At 41.3% G+C, this 18,928-nt stretch carries 13 protein-coding genes; 7 read left to right on the top strand and 6 right to left on the bottom strand.

The window, feature by feature from the left end; translation table 11 throughout:
• Window positions 1-129 precede the first annotated feature (129 nt).
• Entirely contained in the window at window positions 130-954 is an 825-nt protein-coding gene (locus AC2IOM_RS19035) for an autotransporter domain-containing protein (protein WP_100914613.1), read from the bottom strand.
• Between the two features lie 464 nt (window positions 955-1,418).
• Here AC2IOM_RS19035 and AC2IOM_RS19040 point away from each other — a divergent pair, with 464 nt between their 5' ends.
• Entirely contained in the window at window positions 1,419-1,652 is a 234-nt protein-coding gene (locus AC2IOM_RS19040) for a hypothetical protein (protein ID WP_010558399.1), read from the top strand.
• A 23-nt stretch (window positions 1,653-1,675) separates the two neighbouring features.
• Here the strand turns inward: AC2IOM_RS19040 and AC2IOM_RS19045 are convergent, their stop codons facing one another.
• A complete protein-coding gene (locus tag AC2IOM_RS19045; RefSeq protein WP_100914614.1) occupies window positions 1,676-2,275 on the bottom strand; it encodes a lytic transglycosylase domain-containing protein in 600 nt (199 codons plus the stop codon).
• 364 nt (window positions 2,276-2,639) lie between these two features.
• Complete coding sequence (locus tag AC2IOM_RS19050; RefSeq protein ID WP_486359770.1) at window positions 2,640-4,538, bottom strand: beta-ketoacyl synthase; 1,899 nt, start codon at window positions 4,536-4,538, stop codon at window positions 2,640-2,642.
• A 128-nt stretch (window positions 4,539-4,666) separates the two neighbouring features.
• Between AC2IOM_RS19050 and AC2IOM_RS19055 the strand changes: the two genes are divergently transcribed.
• The 3 genes from AC2IOM_RS19055 (at window position 4,667) to AC2IOM_RS19065 (ending at window position 8,462) form a co-directional block, all read left to right on the top strand.
• A complete protein-coding gene (locus AC2IOM_RS19055; RefSeq protein WP_054977934.1) occupies window positions 4,667-5,653 on the top strand; it encodes a GlxA family transcriptional regulator in 987 nt (328 codons plus the stop codon).
• Between the two features lie 540 nt (window positions 5,654-6,193).
• Entirely contained in the window at window positions 6,194-8,011 is a 1,818-nt protein-coding gene (locus AC2IOM_RS19060; RefSeq protein ID WP_486359771.1) for a S8 family peptidase, read from the top strand.
• Between the two features lie 10 nt (window positions 8,012-8,021).
• Window positions 8,022-8,462, top strand: a complete 441-nt coding sequence (locus AC2IOM_RS19065; RefSeq protein WP_010558394.1) for a hypothetical protein — start codon at window positions 8,022-8,024, stop codon at window positions 8,460-8,462.
• A gap of 45 nt (window positions 8,463-8,507) precedes the next feature.
• Here AC2IOM_RS19065 and AC2IOM_RS19070 read toward each other — a convergent pair whose 3' ends face one another.
• Window positions 8,508-10,637, bottom strand: a complete 2,130-nt coding sequence (locus AC2IOM_RS19070; RefSeq protein ID WP_486359772.1) for a sensor domain-containing protein — start codon at window positions 10,635-10,637, stop codon at window positions 8,508-8,510.
• 275 nt (window positions 10,638-10,912) lie between these two features.
• On the bottom strand, window positions 10,913-11,479 hold the full coding sequence (locus AC2IOM_RS19075; RefSeq protein WP_486359773.1) for a DUF6942 family protein: 567 nt from the start codon (window positions 11,477-11,479) through the stop codon (window positions 10,913-10,915).
• Between the two features lie 83 nt (window positions 11,480-11,562).
• Between AC2IOM_RS19075 and AC2IOM_RS19080 the strand changes: the two genes are divergently transcribed.
• Window positions 11,563-11,913: a gamma-glutamylcyclotransferase family protein gene (locus AC2IOM_RS19080; protein WP_486359774.1), complete on the top strand. Its 351-nt coding sequence runs from the start codon at window positions 11,563-11,565 to the stop codon at window positions 11,911-11,913.
• Between the two features lie 262 nt (window positions 11,914-12,175).
• Here AC2IOM_RS19080 and AC2IOM_RS19085 read toward each other — a convergent pair whose 3' ends face one another.
• Window positions 12,176-13,291, bottom strand: a complete 1,116-nt coding sequence (locus AC2IOM_RS19085) for an anhydro-N-acetylmuramic acid kinase (RefSeq protein WP_486359775.1) — start codon at window positions 13,289-13,291, stop codon at window positions 12,176-12,178.
• Between the two features lie 464 nt (window positions 13,292-13,755).
• On the opposite strand from AC2IOM_RS19085, the gene AC2IOM_RS19090 reads away from it, so the two are divergent.
• Both AC2IOM_RS19090 and AC2IOM_RS19095 read left to right on the top strand, forming a co-directional pair.
• Complete coding sequence (locus tag AC2IOM_RS19090; protein WP_486359776.1) at window positions 13,756-17,139, top strand: S8 family serine peptidase; 3,384 nt, start codon at window positions 13,756-13,758, stop codon at window positions 17,137-17,139.
• A 192-nt stretch (window positions 17,140-17,331) separates the two neighbouring features.
• Window positions 17,332-18,912 carry a methyl-accepting chemotaxis protein gene (locus AC2IOM_RS19095; RefSeq protein ID WP_486359777.1) on the top strand — a complete coding sequence of 527 codons (1,581 nt, stop codon included), beginning with the start codon at window positions 17,332-17,334 and terminating at the stop codon, window positions 18,910-18,912.
• Window positions 18,913-18,928: the final 16 nt, after the last annotated feature.

The raw sequence follows: 18,928 nt of genomic DNA on the forward strand, positions 1-18,928 counted from the left end.
ATTGAAATAAAATTATTTAATGTTTTATATTTTAAATATAAATATTGTGAATAGTGGCAAGTGAAACTCATCAAATACTTTTAATATATGAATAAAGAGGGGTTGCACTTAAAATGCTGTAGGTGTGGATTAGAAGCGATATCCAATACGCCAGCTAACGCTCGACACATTATCATGTGGTAAAAATGCAATACTGCTATCTAGCTCAACCATCCACTCGGGCGTGATATCGTACGTGACAAATACACTTAGCTCGGCGTAATCATCATCAGTATTGTGAGGATACGACTTTCTGCCTGCAAAACTGACAAACTTATCAGTTTGTTTAGTACCATCGCCTTGAAACAGTTCATTCCAGCGTATAACGCCACCTGCAAGTAAATAGGTATCGGGTCTAATTTCAATGATCTTTGACGCCGATAGTAAGCCACTTACTACCAGAGTTTCGTCCTCTAGTGCATCGCGCAATGCTAGCGCCATTTCATTTTGCTCAATCATAATATCGCGATAACGCCATTCGTTGTATTGCACAAGTAACGACGGCTCGATAACCCACTCGTCAAAAAAGATACCGTAACCTACAGACAGGCCGTAACTAGGAGCATACGTTTTGTGTTGTGATGAGGGGAGCTCTAAAAATGATTCTCGGTAATCGCTTTGCCAGTAAGTGTAGTTTCCTGATATAGCAAAGTTTTCAATGAAGTAGGTTAGCGTTGCAGCGTAAGATTGTGAGTCAATCTTTAGTGAATTCGCTTTTCGTGAAAAGTGGGTATCTTCCCAGTTTATATAATCTAAACTAACTCGCACGCTCTCACTAAAGTCGTGTGCTAATGAAAAACTCGTGCCACTGGGAGTTACACTGGTCAATGTGCCAGATTGATCTAGCGGTAAATCTGAATGGCTTTGGCCTACTTTAATTTCAACAGCATTCGCACCAGTTGTTATGCCAAGCATTAAAACTGGTAAAAAACAGTGATATGTAAAGCGGTTCAAATTGCACATAGCCAACTCATAACGATACAGCGGTGACGATAATAGCAGCAATTAGCCGCGGCAAATAAGTGAAATTGCTAATAAAGTGTGAAACTTTGTAATCCAATTTAACAGTTGAGTGCTTTTTATACGCTTATGTGGTTTTTATTTAATCGACAGCCGCGCAACCCTTAGTAAATTTGCTTAGCGTAGCGTGTGATTCAAAGTTGACGATATAGATTGACTGTACTTTGAAAAATGAATTGTTACTGCGGATTACGTAACGAATGAAAAGGTGACTCGCTTGGTTGGTAAATTTTTATTCACTATTGCTAATTGCGTATTGCACTTTTTTTCTACTTAGTATTTAATAGCCGCCACTTTTTTGCCTTGGGCAAAAATACCGAAGTTAGTATTGGTTAGAGAAATAAAAATAACGGTGCGTTATGGATTTTTATATCCTAAAAAAAGGGGATGAGCTAAAAGCCATTCCTGCTGACAAAGCAATTTGCAAAAGCTATGAAAAATCGGGTTATAGCTATATTGATAAAGTAGCGGCATGTACTGAGCAAGCAGCTATTAACAAGCTAAAGGGAAAAACCTTTGAAACGCTTAAAGGGCCATTGCTCCGTTTAAGTGTTGTTATTTTTGCATTGATTCTACTGTGGTGGGTGAGTTAACCACCACAGCTTCCTTATTTACCCTAGCTGGGTGAAATCTTTCTTTTCTTTTTGTTTATTGCCACACGATAACGGTTATGCAGTATGCCAACGCGTTCGACATACGCTTTCGTTTCTGCAAATGGTGGTATGCCTCGGTATTTTTTAACGGCATTAGGCCCTGCATTATACGCAGCCGTTGCTAATCTGATATTGCCATTAAACTTTTCTAATAAATAAGATAAATATTTAACACCGCCTAAGATATTTTGGCTCGGTTGAGTTGGGCGTTTTATGCCCATGTATTTAGCCGTTGCTGGCATCAGTTGCATTAATCCTATTGCGCCTTTTTTTGAACGTGCATTGGCTTTAAATGCCGATTCAGCGTGGATCATTGCACGCACGAGAGCAGGGTCAACATTATGTTGTTTACTTGCTGTCGCTATTTCCAAATGATACTTGTCTGGATAGATAGGAATTTTATGCCAATTTAAAGACGAGCGCAGTTGGCAGGCATAACAGCCCGTACGATAAATACTGTAGCTGTGTTTAATTGGTTTTCGGTCGGTAAAAGCAATAGAGCCATCACTTTTAACGTACTGATAAATAGGTTTAGCAGCCGCTGAAAACGCGAAAAACAGCATTATTAGAAGTAGTCTAAAAATCATTTTCGGTAAGGTATAACGTATTATTGTAATTATGGTCTGAAAGAGCAGATTTTCAACTCTTTCAATGGTGGTTACTTTACCTGTTTTTAGATGTGCTTTGTAGCCTAGATAGAGGAATTCGATAAATTCTGTTATTGATAAATGAAATGCTAACAAAGCTGAGTTTATCTTATCGCGTTATGCTATATCGATAAATTAAAACGTAGTGAGCATGTTATGTAGTGCGTAATCATGATGAACTGGTTAAGTGAAGTGTTATAAAGAGTGCAAAAAAGTAAAAAGGCGCTTAACGCGCCTTTAGTAGATGACAGTGTATCCTATTTAAAGGAAGTGAATTTGCTTACACCATATCATCGAAAGGGTTGCTTGCAGTTAGTTTTACAGAGTGCGTAAAACCAGGCAAAGAAAGGGTTTCTTGCGTTAATTCGATATCGTTTTCATCAATTAAGCCATCACCAAAGCGGTAAATTAATTGGTAATCACCTAAATTTGCAGCCGCGCTGTAATCAGCTTGGTTTTGTTTAGTTTGTGTGAGTTTATCGCGATACGATGCCATTGCACTTTCGCCATGACGTATAGTGAGCATCTCTAGCGTAATATTTGCTGAGAACATTGGCGCCGTAGCGTTATTACCGCCAAAGCCTTTTGAGTTAATAAAGGCAATATCTTGTGCTTCACACTCATAGTGTTCAGTACGAATATCAAGGCGCTCGGCGTAAACGTCGTCAGCGACTTTATCGATTGTGGTGATACCCGGCATAATGTTATGGCTGAAAATACCAAGTGCCATGGCCATTTGGTCGCCACTTGCTGGGCCAATTGTATGACCAACAAAGGCTTTTGGCGCGGCCAGTTTCCAATTATCAATATTAAATGCTTTTGCAACGCGGTCATAAATGATTGACTCAGTTACACGGTTTTGAGGTGTACTTGAACCATGGGCAAGAATATAGCTACGTTTTTGTACCGCTTCTTCACCGAGAATGCTTGTTGCAAGTGCTACTGATTTTGCCATCGTAATATAATTACCTGGACCTGGCGCAGTAATTGATTTTTTGATGCCATCAGCGTTCACAAATACATCTGGTACTGAGCCCATAACGTCAGCGCCAAGCTCTAATGCTAAGGCGTCATCCATTAATACCGCAAATTGTGCGCCTTCACCTATGGTAAAACCGCAGTTTTCACCAAATGGACGGCTGGTGCGACGTAAATCTGGGGTATCGCTATTATCAAGCTTTTTCAAGCCTTCAATATTTGCCAGTGCGCTCATATTGCCAAAGCCTTCAACAATTTCAGGCGTAATTGCACAATCAACACTGCCAACAATAGCAACACGAGTGCGGCCCGCTTTGATATCGTGCACTGCTGCACGTAAGTTGTATAAGAAGGTAGCGCATGCGCCTGATGTAGTGAACGTTGTACCCACATTGCCAGTTACATAAGCGTTAATAAAGTCCGTCGACATGGTATTTAAACCAAGCGCTAAGTTTTTGGTGCTAACGCGGTCGCCTCTTAAGCGGTTTTTCATCATACCGCCGAATGCTTCATCTTGCATTTGGCCTGCAACAGATGCGGAATAAGTACCTATTTGATCAGGGTCGACAATAGCAAGTACATCTTGCCACGCTAAACCGGTCGATTTGATTGCATCAGTAGCGGCAAAAATAGTGGCTTGTAAGCCTCGAGGCTGATAGCGACTGTTATAAAGCGTGCTTGGATCAAAGCCCGTTGGAAATTGGCCAGCTGCTTTAATTGGATTATCGCGGTAGGTATCGTGCTTAAGTGATAATTCACCGTTAATCGTTACTTTAACTTTACCGCCTTCCAAGTTTTCTATTTGCCAATCGCGCGGCTGGGGTGACGGTAAGTGACGCGCACTTGTTTCAAATACAATGCTGTCGCCTTCACTTGGCATTACCGTCATTTTTTGATGTCCATGAGTTGCATCAACATCAAAATGATTGTTTTCAATCTTACGAATTAAGGTACCAGCAATAATTTGCTCACCAAATTTAGCTTCGATCTCGCTTGCGCAAATAGCTTGGTTTTCATGGTCAACCAGTTCACCGTTTTCTTGGCGTACTAGATTCATTAACGTTGCAAGGCCAAGAAATGTTTCTTGTCGCGCTTCTTGCGTTAATTTATCTATTACAATGCGACGGAACCCTTGGTGAGCAGATGTGCGTCCTGCGGCATTAATACCACCCATTCCAACAACAATAGGTAATGCAGTCATAAAAACCCTAGATATATACAGTTTGCGTTATTTAGGCACAGTTTATTTTGATTTTAAGTTTTAGTTTGTGTTTAATTGGACATAGTTTTGGTGTATTTGGCCATTTTGAACTGGTTTGAGCAGTTATTATGACAACAAAAGTACGACTCTTATTGTATCCACAAATATTGGCGACCAGCGTTACGCTGCCAGTAGAAATGCTTAAAGCGGGCGAAGCATCATTTCATGACCGCAAAAATCGTAAGCTTGATATTAAGTTTGTAGCCGATAAACAAGAGCTGATCCAATGCCGCGCGGGGTGTGCTTTTTTACCCGAATTAACTGTTGGCTGTGATGACAATGCCGATTTTATTATTGTGCCGGGGATCTGGCGAAATCCTCGCCCTGTTATTAAGCAAAATCAAGCGGCGATTGGCTATTTGAAAGCTCAATGGCAACAAGGTGCAACAATTGTCGGTGTCGGTACCGGTAACTGTTTACTTGCGGAAGCAGGCTTGCTTGACCATCACGCAGCAACGACGCATTGGCATTACGCTAAGCAATTTCGCAAAGACTATCCTAAGGTCGACCTCAAACCGGAATTTTTTATTACGCAATCGGAGCGTATTTTTTGTGCGGCCAGTTTAAACTCGCTGGCTGATATTATGGTTTACTTGATTGCGCAATTATTTGGACGAGATGCCGCGCAAAATGTGGAACGTAACTTTTCTCATGAAATTAGAAAGCCATATGAAGAGCAGCGCTATTTAGAAGGGGCAGTTGATAGACATGCCGATGAACTGATTGCGCAAATTCAATTTTGGCTTAAAAACAACGCGTCGAGCGAATTATCAATGCAGCATGTTGCTGAGCAATTTGGTATTAGCCAGCGCACCTTATCACGGCGTTTTAAAGCGGCAACGGGCACCACAGCCAACCATTATTTGCAAAAAATGCGCCTTGAAATGGCGCAAGAATTATTGGCTTCGACCAACCTAACCGTGCAAGATGTAGCGGTAGCTGTAGGTTATGTTGATCAAGGTTATCTTACCAAAGTATTTAAGCGCGAGTTAAAACAAACACCGTCCGATTATCGTTTACTGGTGAGGAAAAAATTGTTTAAAACGGATTCGTGATTTTTTAATTATCTAGATGTTTGAAATAGCAGTTATCTAAAATTCATTTCTGCAATTGGGTTTAAACCTTTCGCAACTTACTGTGCGCGAAAACGGCGCAACCAATTGGTCATCTACAAAGGTTATATTCGCGAAAGCTCAAAGTATTAACAGTTATTTTGGTAGTGACTGAACACAGATTCAATATGTTTGTTATGTCTATTGAGAGATTATATGTCTTCGATAAGGCGCAGGTAACATCGTATTTCACGCCCATCGACAGGTGTTGAGAGCGCTCTTGTTATAGCCGAATAATCTAACTTATTTGATTTTTGTTAATTCACTGTAAATAAATGTAAACTCTTACTTTTCAATTAGTTAAGAGTGTATAAATAAGCCTAAAAAGACAGCGTTGTCATAATAAATTTTTTCAAAATCAATGGTTTATGCTTTTTCATTATTGTTTGCTGTAACTGCTATCGGCGTACTTTCTTTTTTATTGTTATCTGTTTTAAATGTTCGTCCCGATTAAAGGGGAAATACTAAATTTCAGGGGACAAAATGAAAATAAAAATAAAACCTTCCTTGTTGGCTGCAAGTGTAATACTTGCCTGTACGCCAGCAATTGCAAAAATTACTGATTCAACTTTTCCATTACAAAATGGTGACCCATTAGTTGCTGAGCAATGGCACCTACAGAACATTGGGCAAACCGGCTTCTCACAGTCTGCAGGCACATCTGGCAATGACCTTGATATTGATTTCACGCATTTAATGGGTATTAAAGGTCGTGGTATTACAGTTTCTGTGATCGATTCAGGTGTAGAGATTGATCACCCAGATTTAAGAGCTAACGTTGTGGCGGGTTCTCTTAATTTAGGTGACGGTTCAGATTATCCGCAAGATAATAATGGTCATGGTACATCTGTCGCAGGCTTAATTGCTGCTACCGAGGCAAATGGACTAGGTGGGCGCGGTGTTGCACCTCACGCTAATATTGTTGGCTTTAACTATTTACCTAATCAAACTGTTGGTAACTGGCTTGTGTCTCACGGTTTGTCAGAAGATTTTCGTCAATTAGACCGTTTTACCGATCCGCGAGTGTTTAACCAAAGTTATGGCAGCACACCTGCGACACCGGTTGTGCACAATTACGTACTTAACCCGTGGCAAGAGCTGCAAGACGACGTATATCGCTACATTACTGAAGAAAGCCATTGGGGACGTGGTTCTGTTTATGTTAAATCGGCGGGTAATTCGTTCGGAACATATAACGCTTATTACCAAGGTGTGCCTATTTTAGTGCTGCCTTACGAAAACAATCAGTTCTTTAATAACCAAGGTTTACCTTTCCATAATGCGAATATTGCTCCGGATAACAATAACCATTGGAACCTAGTCGTGTCAGCGTTAGACGCGCATGGCAAGCTAACGTCTTATTCATCTGTGGGTTCAAACGTATTTGTTGCAGCGCCGGGCGGTGAATTTGGCGAAGCTGCACCTGCAATGGTAACAATTGACTTACAAGGGTGTGAAGCCGGTAGTAATGTAACGGGCGAGCATGGCAATGTATTGCATGGTGGCTCTGAGCTAGATCCGAACTGTGATTATACAGGCACAATGAACGGCACGTCATCGGCAGCACCTAATACATCTGGTGCAATAGCGAATATTATGTCTGCGAATCATGCACTTGACGCTCGTGCGATTCGTCATATTTTAGCGCAAACAGCACGCAAAACAGATGAAAACCACCCAGGTGTTGATTTAACATTTGAAAATGCCGATGGTGAGCTAGTTACTTATAACGCAATTCCATCTTGGCAACGAAATGCAGCTGGCTATAACTTCCATCAGTTTTACGGTTTTGGTGCGGTTGATGTGGATGATGCAGTATATAAGGCCTTGTTCACACCGGTAACACCACTGCCTGAGCAAGTGATTACGCCGTGGCAAACGCAAATCGCAGATGCTGAAATTCCTGATGCAAGTTTGACTGGCGCAACCAGCACATTGGCGTTTGAACAAGATGTGACTGTTGAAGCAGTTCAAGTGAAATTGAATATTGATCATACTCGCTTACGCGACCTTGCTATCGAATTAATTTCACCTTCGGGTACTCGCTCAGTATTAATGAGTGCACGAACTGGCTGGTTAGGTACTACTGAAGGTGGATATACCGATACACTAATGCTTAGCAATCATTTTTATGGTGAATCAGCACAAGGTGAATGGCAGTTAAAAGTAATCGATACAGACAAAGGTAATAGCTTTACTGTTGGTTTCAATGCAAGCATTGGCTTAGTTGGCTTTAACCGAAATAACAATGCAGAAAACGGCGTGTTGAAAGACTGGTCGCTACGTGTAATTGGTCATTAAGGAGTAAAATATGAAGAAATTATTTATCATTGCGGCGTTAACTCTAAGCACGCAAGCTGCAATCGCAAATAGCGCCGAGCAATTTAAAGGCTTAACAATTACTCCGGTAGAACAACTCACCTTGGCGCAATCTGAAGTGGTTGTGAACGATAAAACGTTTAAAACTAATGGTACGAAAACGGTTGTGCCTGGCTTGGATGTATTTGATGTTAGCGGGCTAAATGCCTACACCGTTACGGGCGAAATTATCGTAAAACTTTCAGGTGATGTAGATTTTGAGCAATTTAATAAAGACAATGACCTGATTATTAAACAGGCATTTAAATCTTATTACATTCTTAAATCGCAAAGTCAGCGTGACTTGTTGCCATTAGTTGATGCACTGAAAAAGTTAGAAGGTGTAAGCTCGGTAACATTAGAGCTAGTTGATAAAGGCGTTATTGAAAAATAGCGTTATTAAATCACGCGTTAGTATAGTTAACGTCTGCTATTTGGGCTAAATAGCAGACGTTTTTTTAAATGAAGTTTGCTTTAACTTTTGTTGCACCGAAAATGGATCTTGGCTGGCAAGTTCACGCTCAAACAATAAATGACTAATAGGCTTAGAGACAAAGTAACCTTGGGCATAGTCGCACCCAGCTGCCTCTAATATGAATAATTGTTCTTGTGTTTCAACGCCTTCCGCGATTACTTTTAAACCCAATTTATGCGCCATTACGATAATTGCTTCACACAAGGCTTGGTTTTGTGCCGAACTTTCAAGATTCATGACAAAGGCGCGATCGATTTTTAAAAAGTCGAGTTCAAACTTGGTAAGGTAAGATAGCGCGGCGTACCCAGTACCAAAGTCATCAAGAGAGATTGCTACGCCTGCTGAGCGAAACTTCTTAAGTGTTTCTTTTATTTCTTCATTGTCATCAAGTAATAAACCTTCGGTAATTTCGATACAAATACCGTGCTTAAGACTCAATTGCAGTAAAGTATTGAGCCAAATAACATCGTGCTTACTGACGCTTGACTGAAATTGTGCAGGGGAGCGGTTAACACTAATTTGAAAGTGTTGATCATAGCTTGATTGCCATTTTTTTACTTGCTCGGCAGCCTGCTGAAACACCCAATTACCAATATCAATAATCATTCCTGATGTTTCCGCAAGTGGAATAAAGTCAGCAGGGCTTACCATGCCAAGTTCTGGATGATGCCAGCGCAGTAGCGCTTCTGCTTTATGAATTTTTAAATCAGAGATTGATAAAATGGGTTGATAGAGCACTTCGAGCTGTTGATTAATGACAGCCAGACGCAGTTCTTGCGTGAGTAAATGGGCTTTTTCGGATTTTTCTTGCAAGGTTTTGTTGAAATGACGGTATTGTTTGCGCCCTTCTTCTTTCGATAAATACATTGCTTGATCGGCAAAACGCAGTAACTCTTCCATTTTTTCGCTGTGATCAGGAAACAAAGTGATGCCAATACTGGCCGAAATAAATATTGATTCATTATTAATGTAGAACGGCATCTCAATTGCTTGAATCAACTTTGAAGCAATGTTTTCAACATCTGCTAGGTTGTGAATATTACACAGCAGCGCAGTAAACTCATCGCCACCAATGCGCGCTACCGTATCGGTTTCGCGTAAAATTATTTTTAGGCGCTCAGATACCTCAACTAACAATAGGTCGCCCGCATTGTGACCCATGGTATCGTTAACTTCTTTAAAATGGTCTAAATCAATAAATAACAGCGCAAATTTATCGCCTGAGCGCTTACTTTTGGCGATTTCTTGGTTAAGCCTGTCGGTAAACATATTACGGTTAGGTAACTGGGTGAGTGCATCAAAGTTAGCTTGGTGCCAAATAACTTGCTGAGATTGCTTTTTCTCAGTGATATCAGACATTGAACCAACCATGCGATACGGATTGCCTTTTTCATCGCGCATAGCTTCACCAACAATATGGAACCATAACTCTTGTTGTTTGGCGCTATACATACGCACTTCAATATCAAATGCTTCAAATGGGTCGGTTAGGTGCACCTCAAGACTTGCTTTAAACTGTTTAATATCATCAGGGTGGATTTGTTCAGTAAAGGAAGCAAAATCACAACCAAATGCTAGATTGTCAAAGCCAAGTAGCTCGGTAAATTTAGTAGAGTAAAATACTTCGTTATTTGAAATATCCCAGTCCCATACTCCAGCGCTGGCACCTTTTGCAGCTAATTCGTAACGTTGTTGGCTTAAATAAAGCTTACGCTCTGTTTCATTGATGGTGGTTACGTCTTCAACGATGCCGATATAAGCGGTGATTACTTTGTTTTCAATGAGCGGCTCAGCGTGAATCGATAACAGCTTATTTTTTGTTTTTGCAGCAGATCGGAATGTAAATTGAAAATTAGCACCTTTGGCGGTACAGGCATACCAGTGTTTAATGGCTTTTTGCCGATCATCTGGGTGCATTGCGTTAATGTAGCTGCTGCCGACGATATCAGTATTGGTTAAACTTAACACTCGATACAGCGCATTATTTGCAAACATGCATTCGCCAGTTGGCTTGGCGACAAACAAACCAATCGGGACGTGCTGCAGCACCGCTTTTGTGTTAAATGCAAAACCTTTGCTTAACTTCCTGACCAAAATAGCTATTCCATTATCTAAATACGCTTAGCTTGTAGTAAGTGTAGTCAAAAAAAGTGCGTATGTTTGAAATCCTTGTCTTTTTCTAACAATAAATTGGTGAATTTTTGGTTTAGAGAAAAAGCGCGTTGAGAGGGGCGTTTTTTCCGAACTATTCACTCCGCCTCTTAAGCTAATAGTTCGCGTTAACAGCTACTTTTTTAAATGCAAAATTAATTCTGGCACCTGTATAAACAACGACTAGCAGTAGATGTGCTGTTTATAAATGATATTCGCTACATTTGCGGTAGTTGAAATCGTTCTAGCTGAATACAGTTGTGTTGAACTAGCTGCTCACACATTTGTGCTAAAAAATCGATTTTACGATTAGAAAGTTGGCGATAGTCTAAAAATGGTGAAACCAGCAATTTGTTTTCGATATTGTACGCAAATTCGTCGTTAAGCCAGGTTAAATTGCCACCAAGTAGATTTTGTGAAGCAAGCTTTTTTGCGTAACCTCGTCCAGCAATTATGTGTAGCGTATTTGCGCGTGTGTAGTTTGGCGGGCTGAATAACAATGCGGTAGAAGAGCCTTGCTGTAGTAATTGGGTGTCTCGATATTGCTGCCAGGTTGGCGCTGCGGTTTTACCCGAAAAAACACTGGTGCTTAGGTTGTAAATGAATTTAGCGTAAACATTAAACTGTTTTCGCCAGCCATTACCGCATGCCATGGAAATTTCATTAATCGCGCCCGTGGGTAACGCAATTAATGAGTTTGGAGTCGCGTATGAGGAAAATTGTGGCGCGTTTTCAACATAAAAAGCAAGCTGATATTGATTGCAGCCAAAACCAATTTCTGACATGTTTAGTACTGTGTTTTTTAAACGAATTTATACCACAAAGCGGATAAGGCTTAAATGGTTGAATCAAACGAAAAGGATCTAAAATGGAACGTTTGTTTAGCTATGGCACTTTGCAACAAGAAAACGTGCAGCGAGCTAACTTTGGACGGGTGTTAGAAGGCGAGCGTGCAGTACTTCAAGGATATGTTTTATCTCAAGTAAAGATCGAGGATAAGGATGTTATCGCCAAAAGTGGTAAGCAGTACCATCCAATTTTAGTACGCACAGGTAACAAAATTGATGAAATTACAGGCCATTGCTATTGGCTTTCAACGAAAGAGTTAATGCAAGCGGATAGTTACGAAGTGGCGGAATATACACGCATAAAAGCTAAAACAAAGGATGGTCAAGCATGTTGGATATACGCTGCTAGTAAAGAGCAAAGAAATGCATAGTAACTAGCAGCGTTAAAGCCTAATCTTTTGCATCATTCGCGCCATGTGGCTGCTCAATGCTCCATTGACCTAGGTTTAAATGGGTAATTTGATATAAAAATAGATACGTATCTTTAATTGACTTCATAGTGGCTTCTCCTTTACACGTTTTATTAGTAATGGAAAATCCGTGCCAGCATCAGTTTGTTATTTAAATCAAATAATTAGCAATATAGCCATATTTATTCGAGTTATAATGGTGCAAATTTGCACCATTATAAAACTAAGGTGCAAAGGTGATCTGCCCTAATACTGCTGCTTTGTTAGCACCCGTTACAGAGGGCGCATTAGCTGGCAGACGATTTAACGTGCGATAAGCCAGCCAAGCAAACGCCATTGCTTCCATAAAATCGGCACTGACACCAATATTATCGCTAGTGGTAACATGCCAACTGGGTAAATGATGTTGCAGGCGCGTAACCAAGTAAGCGTTTTTAGCACCACCGCCACACAATACCAACGCACCTTCTTTTGACTGAATAGGGCTTGAAATGGTTAGCGCTGTAAGCTCAGTTAGTGTTGCTAACATATCGTAGTTATTGAGCGTATTTTCAGCACACTTCTGTCTAAGCCAAGTCAGATTGAAATACTCTCGCCCGGTACTTTTTGGCGTGGGCAGTGCAAAGTAGTCATCATCTAATAGTTGTTTAAGTAACTCTTGATTGATTTTACCTTGCTTTGCAAGGTCGCCATTGCGATCGTAAGGTTGGTTAAATGCTTGCTGTGTAAAACTGTCAATAAGTGTATTACCTGGGCCTGAGTCAAAACCAAGTAAGGTGTCTTGGTGGCAAATAGTTAGGTTTGCAATGCCGCCAATATTGGCAAAAACCAGAGAGTTTTTATGCTTATTAGTGCTTATTTGAGCTAACAAACTTTGATGAAAAAGTGGCACTAGCGGGGCGCCTTGACCACCAAGGGCAATATCCATTTCGCGGAAGTTATGTACACAAGTAATGCCTGTTTTAGCGGCGAGCACAGATGCATTTAATAACTGGGTTGAATGCGGTGTTTCACTGTTAGGGTCGTGGAAGACAGTTTGCCCATGTGCGCCAATGGCTTTTATTTCGTTGGCATCAATTTGCTGCGTTTGCAGTAAGTGATTAACGGCAACTGCGTATTCACAGGCTAGTTGATAAGACGCATTACCTATATCTGCAATATTGCATGTCTTATTAGTAATAATTGAAGATAACAACTGATGCAGTGAGTCTGTAAAGGGGGTTTCCAAGCTTACCACTAACCTAGTTTGCCCGTTTACTATGTTAACTAACGCAATGTCGATACCATCCAAGCTAGTGCCAGACATAATGCCAATGTAGTAGTACGATTTATTTTCCATGGAAATTCATTTGCCAAATAAAAGTGATTGTAAAGGCTAATAGAAGAATAAAAAATGCTTAGTTGAATATTTTGTAATTATATATGACTCGGAAAAGTGGTTATATTGGCGTAATAGGACGATATTCAAGCACGGTTTGCTTCATCAATAAACTCTCGAAGGACTAGAGGTTTTCATTAATGTGGGAGTGTGAAGCTATGCCTCACTTTCTTTCCTGTACATGTCATAAACAGTAATAGGTGATTTTACAAGCTAGTTATACTGAATATCTTTTTTGTTATTTATTCGCTTGTTCATTGATTATTAAATTGTTGCTCAACGCGCAACGGTTTAGTTCAATTTTTAACTTTATCTTAAATCAATGTAAACGGCCTGTTGTTGTTTTGAGGTTCTGTTGTTAATGTTATTCAAACTCCACAGTTATTTTGTCCAGAGAAAAAGTTCACCTAAGAGGGAAGTAAAAAATGACAACATTTGGTAACAAAAGAACGTTAATTGCGCTATCAGTTACGGCAGCAATTACGTCAACAGCGGCTAATGCTGCAACATTTAAGCAGTACAACTACAGTGATGCAAAACCAATTAAAGCGCAAGCAAGCATCAAAAATGACGAAAAAGAAGTAAAGCAAGCGAGTGCTTGGTTAGTAAAACTTAACACGCCATCAATAGCGCAAAGCCAAGATATTAGCTCAAATATAGCGAGCCAAACAGCGTCGATTATGACTTCTCAGGCTTTAGTTGAGTCAGCAATTCAAACGATGGATTTAAATATCAGCATTGTTGCAAAAACCTCTAAGCTTGTTAATGGCTTACTTGTTAAAGGTGACAAGCGTGAAATTGAGCAGCTGGTAGCACATAATGAAGTATCGGGTATTTTCCCAATTTATGACTCTAAGTTACATATCGCCGACAGTGCTGAATATATTAAAGCTGCCGAATTAGTAGCATCGGATGTTGTTAACGGAAGTGGTATTAAAGTAGCCGTGTTAGATACGGGGATTGACTACACTCACGCAGTATTTGGCGGTGAAGGTACAGAAGCCGCATATGTTGCAGCAGCTGAAGACCCGACAGACGCAGTAGCGTGGCCGCAAGGTCAGGTTATGGGCGGCTATGATTTTGTTAATATGGATCCAGACCCAATTGATGTCGATACAAGCCATGGTACGCATGTGTCACATTCAGTATCGGGAATAGCGCCAAATGTAGAGCTTTATGTTTACTCTGTGTGTGCTGGTGGGTGTCCAGGTGTTGCTCAATTCATGGCATTGGAAGCAGCGATGGATCCAAATGGTGATGGTGATATTTCAGACCGCGTTGATGTAATTAATATGTCGCTGGGTGGTGATTTTGGTGATATCGCAACGGATGGTGTTGGCCTTGCTATTAATCAAGCGGTGAAGCTAGGTACTAACGTTGTTATTTCAGCTGGTAATGACGGCGCTTATCCATTTATTGTTGGTGGACCAAGTACTTCTGAAAATGCGTTATCAGTTGGCGCAATGACTCACCCAACAGATGAAACATTAATTCCAAGCCTTACTATTAATGGTGAAGAAACGATTATTCAGCTTGCGTCATTCGGTCCATCTGAACCTTACATGCTGTCAAATACAGATCTTGAAGTTGTCTACCCAGATGTAAACCAAACAGCCTGCGAAGCTTTTGCTGACGGTACCGATTTTGCTGGCAAAGCGGTCGTGATTGATCGTGGCGGCTGTTCGTTTGTTGAAAAAGTCTTAATGGCGCAAGCTAAGGGCGCTGAGCTTGTATTTATTGCAAATAGTAACGATGACGGCACACCAGCACCTATGGGCGGTAGCAGCACAGAGGTCACCATTCCATCTGTTGGTATCACATATCAAGCGGGTATGGCGTTAAAAGAGTCAGGTGTATTCTCGGTTAATGTGGATGCGATTACGACAGCTGGTGCGGTTGCTTCATTTTCATCACGTGGTCCATCAATGGACGGTTTATTAAAACCTGAAATTACGGCGCCTGGTGTGAACATTATGACTGCACACCCGGGCACAGGCACAGGCCTTTCTGGTGCGACTGGTACATCATTCTCAGGTCCAATGACAGCTGGTGCAATGAGCTTATTAAAACAAGCGCATCCAAATCGCAATGCGATAGAACTTAAAGCTACTATTATGAATACGGCAAACCTTGATGTCACTATGGAGCCGCGTTCATTAAACCCAGAAACTGAATTGGCGCCGATTAGTTACATTGGTGCGGGGCTTGTTGATGTTGAAAAGGCGGCAAACCTACCTGTGGCAGCATGGGCAAAAGATACAAAACAAGCAGCACTATCACTTGGTTTGATTAACCCTTCTCAGGCAACTGACTACGTTAAAACTGTACAAGTGAAAAACTTTACAAGTGAAAGCAAAACCTACGACCTCAGCCTAGAGCAGCGCTTCAGTAATGATATTGAACGCGGCGCGCTGATGGTAATGCATCCAGATTCAATTACAGTGCCGGGCGGTCAAACGGTATCGTTTGATGTTACGTTTAAAGTTGACCCTGCAAAACTGCCGGAGTGGACATTAAACCAAAATAATATTGGTACACAAGACGCTACGACAGATTTAACTAATCTCGAATTAGACGGCGCCCTTATTTTCTCTGAGGGTGGTGAAAAAGCACTTCATCTTGTTTATCACACGCTACCAAAGGCGGCGGCAGAATTGTCATTTGAACCTGTTCAAATGGAAGGTGGCACGGCGCATAAAGTGACTAACGTAGGTGCTGTTAACTTTGAACCATTCTTTGCACCAACGACTGTCTCAGACGCTGCTGAGGGCAAGCGTCTAGATTTGGTAAGTGGTTCGGTTGAAATGATTGAAGTGCCGACTGAATTCTGTGAATCAGGCTACTCTGTTTTCTCAACAATTGTAATGAATGAAGGTGTGAGCCATAGCTATATTGGTGGCTTTATGGTTGACTTCGATTTAGACCAAGACGGTACATATGATGTAACTGCGCAAAATGGTAAGCTTGAGTGGTTCTATGATGTAGAGCCTACACAAATATCATTTACTCATGCCTACGGTGATACAAGAGGAACGCTAGGCAATATGTATCACACAACTGGTAACAACTTTATGACTATTCAGTCGTGTCTAGGTGCATTTGGCCTAACGACTGAGGACATGGGGCTAACAGCTGACGTACGATTCCGCCTTGAAGAAGGAACTTGGACACCAATTGCTTATGAATCACTTGATGATGCAATGGGAACGTTCACATTTGAGAAATCAACAGGTGTTGCAGCATTAATGACTGCGGAAGAAAATATTGTTGAGTCGTTGGCTCCGGGTGAATCTGCTTACCTTGCGCACGCAGGTAAAAACTTTACAATTTTATCTGAATCAGGTTCGAAAGCGATTAACGCAACACCAAGCGCTGACCGCGCAGTTGCACCAATGCTTGCTGACGCTGAGTTCTCAATCGCTGAAAATTCGGAAAATGGTACGGTGGTTGGAATGCTCGAAGTGTCTTATGGTGCTGAGCTTGCAAACCTAGTGTCAGAGTTTATCGTCGTTAGCCAAACGTCAAATGCGGTTATGCTAGAACAGTCAGGTGAAATTGTTGTTGCTGATAAATCAGTACTTGATTATGAAGCTGGCCTAACTGAAATCGAAATGGAAGTGGTTGTTACCGATACTGCTGGCAATATTTCTGAGCCTGCGATGGTGAAAATTATGGTGACAGATGTGAATGAAAATCCACTTCCTGAACCAGTAACGCCACCTAAAACGAAAAAATCGTCAGGTTCATTTGGTTGGCTTGCACTGCTTGCTGCACCACTGGCATTTATTCGTCGTAGAAAAGTGAAGTAACTATTTCATTTTTATTGAAAAGCCCGCAATAATGCGGGCTTTTTTAGTGCTTTTGTCTGACGTACCAATTAATTAGATAAGTGTATACTAGCGAGCCCCTAAGAGCTTAATTAGTGGCTAAGTACAGTGCTTGTTTTCTGTACTACACTTTGTATAACTAAATAATTAATAAAAAATAATTGGCGTCGTCTTATGCAGAAAAACCAAACCCTCACAGGCAGTGAGGTAAAACTAAAGTCGTCACAACGGATTGTTTCAACCACAGATCTTAAAGGTCGCATTACATACGCAAACCAAGACTTTATCGACATTAGTGGCTATCAGAGCGAAGAACTTATTGGCCATGGTCATAATATTGTCCGTCATCCGGCAATGCCGTCACTGGCGTTTAAGGATTTATGGAGCACTATCAAGCAAGGTAAGCCTTGGATGGGGATCGTTGATAACCGCTGTAAAAATGGTGATAACTATTGGGTTGATGCTTACATTACCGCTGTGATGGAAGGGCAAAAAATTGTCGGTTATCAATCGGTGCGCCTAAAGCCAGAAGAAGAATACCTAAAACGCGCAAAAGCGCTTTATAGCTCGGTGAATAATGGCGCTAGTTTTGGTCAAAAAATTACGTCAGCATTGTCGTTTAACTTAATGGGTAAGTTAACGTTTGCGGGCGTGTTTGCAACTGTTATTCCTGCCTTGATTGCTTCTTTCTTTGTTTCGTCAGTTGCACAGCTTTGGCCATTAATGCTGGCATTCGTGTTGTTCAGCGTATTTGCATGGGGTGTTGCCAAACCTTATCAGGATGCTGCACGAAAAGCGCGTGAGATTTTTGATAATGATATTGCTAAACAAGTGTACACCGGTCGCAGTGATGAACTAGGCCAATTGCAGCTTACGATTAAAATGTTGCAAACCCAGCAAGAAACCATTGTGTGGCGTATTAACGACGCAACGTCAGGGCTTGATACTGTTGCGCACAGCACCATGGACACGGCTGAGAAAACGAATCAATTAATGCAGCAACAAAACCGTGAAGTAGAACAGGTCGCAGCTGCCATCAATCAAATGTCTGCAACGGTAAAAGAAGTGGCGCAAAACGCCTCGCTTACCGCTGATGCAACGCAAGTAGCCGATAACGAAGTCGTTGAAGGACAACAAGTAGTTGATAGAACGACCGCAGACATTAACGAGCTGGTACGCGAAGTAGAGTCGGCTGTAGCAGTCATTAACAAACTTGCGTCAGATAGCCAGCAAATTGGCACTGTGGTTGATGTAATTCGTGGTATTGCCGAGCAAACCAACTTACTTGCGCTTAATGCCGCAATTGAAGCTGCAAGGGCTGGTGAACAAGGTCGTGGCTTTGCCGTTGTTGCCGATGAAGTACGTACACTCGCCGCACGTACCCAGTCATCGACAGAAGAAATTCAGCAAATGGTTGCGACGTTACAACAATCTGCGGGTGAAGCGGTGTCAGCAATGCAGCAAGGGCAAACTAGAGCAGAGCAAAGTGCCGATCAGGCGCAACTTGCAAAAGCGTCACTTAGTCGTATTTTAGATGCGGTAAATACCATTACGGATATGAGTGCGCAAATCGCAACCGCTGCAGAAGAGCAGTCTGCGGTATCAGATGAAATTACAAAGAATGTGATTAACATTGATAATGCGAGTAAAGAAACACTTGACGCGTCAGAGCATGCATTTGAGTCAACAGAAAAACTGTTAAACGAAGCAGAGCGATTAACCACGATGGCGAAGCAATTTAGTCAGCACCGTTAATCTATAGTTGGGTTAT

Source organism: Pseudoalteromonas sp. NS-SX12, assembly GCF_057367955.1.

Excerpts from the sequence above, each read along its gene's own strand:
- AC2IOM_RS19095 (WP_486359777.1), top strand. The coding sequence starts at position 17,332 with ATGCAGAAAAACCAAACCCTCACAGGCAGTGAGGTAAAACTAAAGTCG.
- AC2IOM_RS19065 (WP_010558394.1), top strand. The coding sequence starts at position 8,022 with ATGAAGAAATTATTTATCATTGCGGCGTTAACTCTAAGCACGCAAGCT.
- AC2IOM_RS19040 (WP_010558399.1), top strand. The coding sequence starts at position 1,419 with ATGGATTTTTATATCCTAAAAAAAGGGGATGAGCTAAAAGCCATTCCT.
- AC2IOM_RS19055 (WP_054977934.1), top strand. The coding sequence starts at position 4,667 with ATGACAACAAAAGTACGACTCTTATTGTATCCACAAATATTGGCGACC.
- AC2IOM_RS19050 (WP_486359770.1), bottom strand. The coding sequence starts at position 4,538 with ATGACTGCATTACCTATTGTTGTTGGAATGGGTGGTATTAATGCCGCA.
- AC2IOM_RS19045 (WP_100914614.1), bottom strand. The coding sequence starts at position 2,275 with ATGCTGTTTTTCGCGTTTTCAGCGGCTGCTAAACCTATTTATCAGTAC.
- AC2IOM_RS19075 (WP_486359773.1), bottom strand. The coding sequence starts at position 11,479 with ATGTCAGAAATTGGTTTTGGCTGCAATCAATATCAGCTTGCTTTTTAT.
- AC2IOM_RS19090 (WP_486359776.1), top strand. The coding sequence starts at position 13,756 with ATGACAACATTTGGTAACAAAAGAACGTTAATTGCGCTATCAGTTACG.
- AC2IOM_RS19060 (WP_486359771.1), top strand. The coding sequence starts at position 6,194 with ATGAAAATAAAAATAAAACCTTCCTTGTTGGCTGCAAGTGTAATACTT.
- AC2IOM_RS19080 (WP_486359774.1), top strand. The coding sequence starts at position 11,563 with ATGGAACGTTTGTTTAGCTATGGCACTTTGCAACAAGAAAACGTGCAG.
- AC2IOM_RS19035 (WP_100914613.1), bottom strand. The coding sequence starts at position 954 with ATGCTTGGCATAACAACTGGTGCGAATGCTGTTGAAATTAAAGTAGGC.
- AC2IOM_RS19085 (WP_486359775.1), bottom strand. The coding sequence starts at position 13,291 with ATGGAAAATAAATCGTACTACTACATTGGCATTATGTCTGGCACTAGC.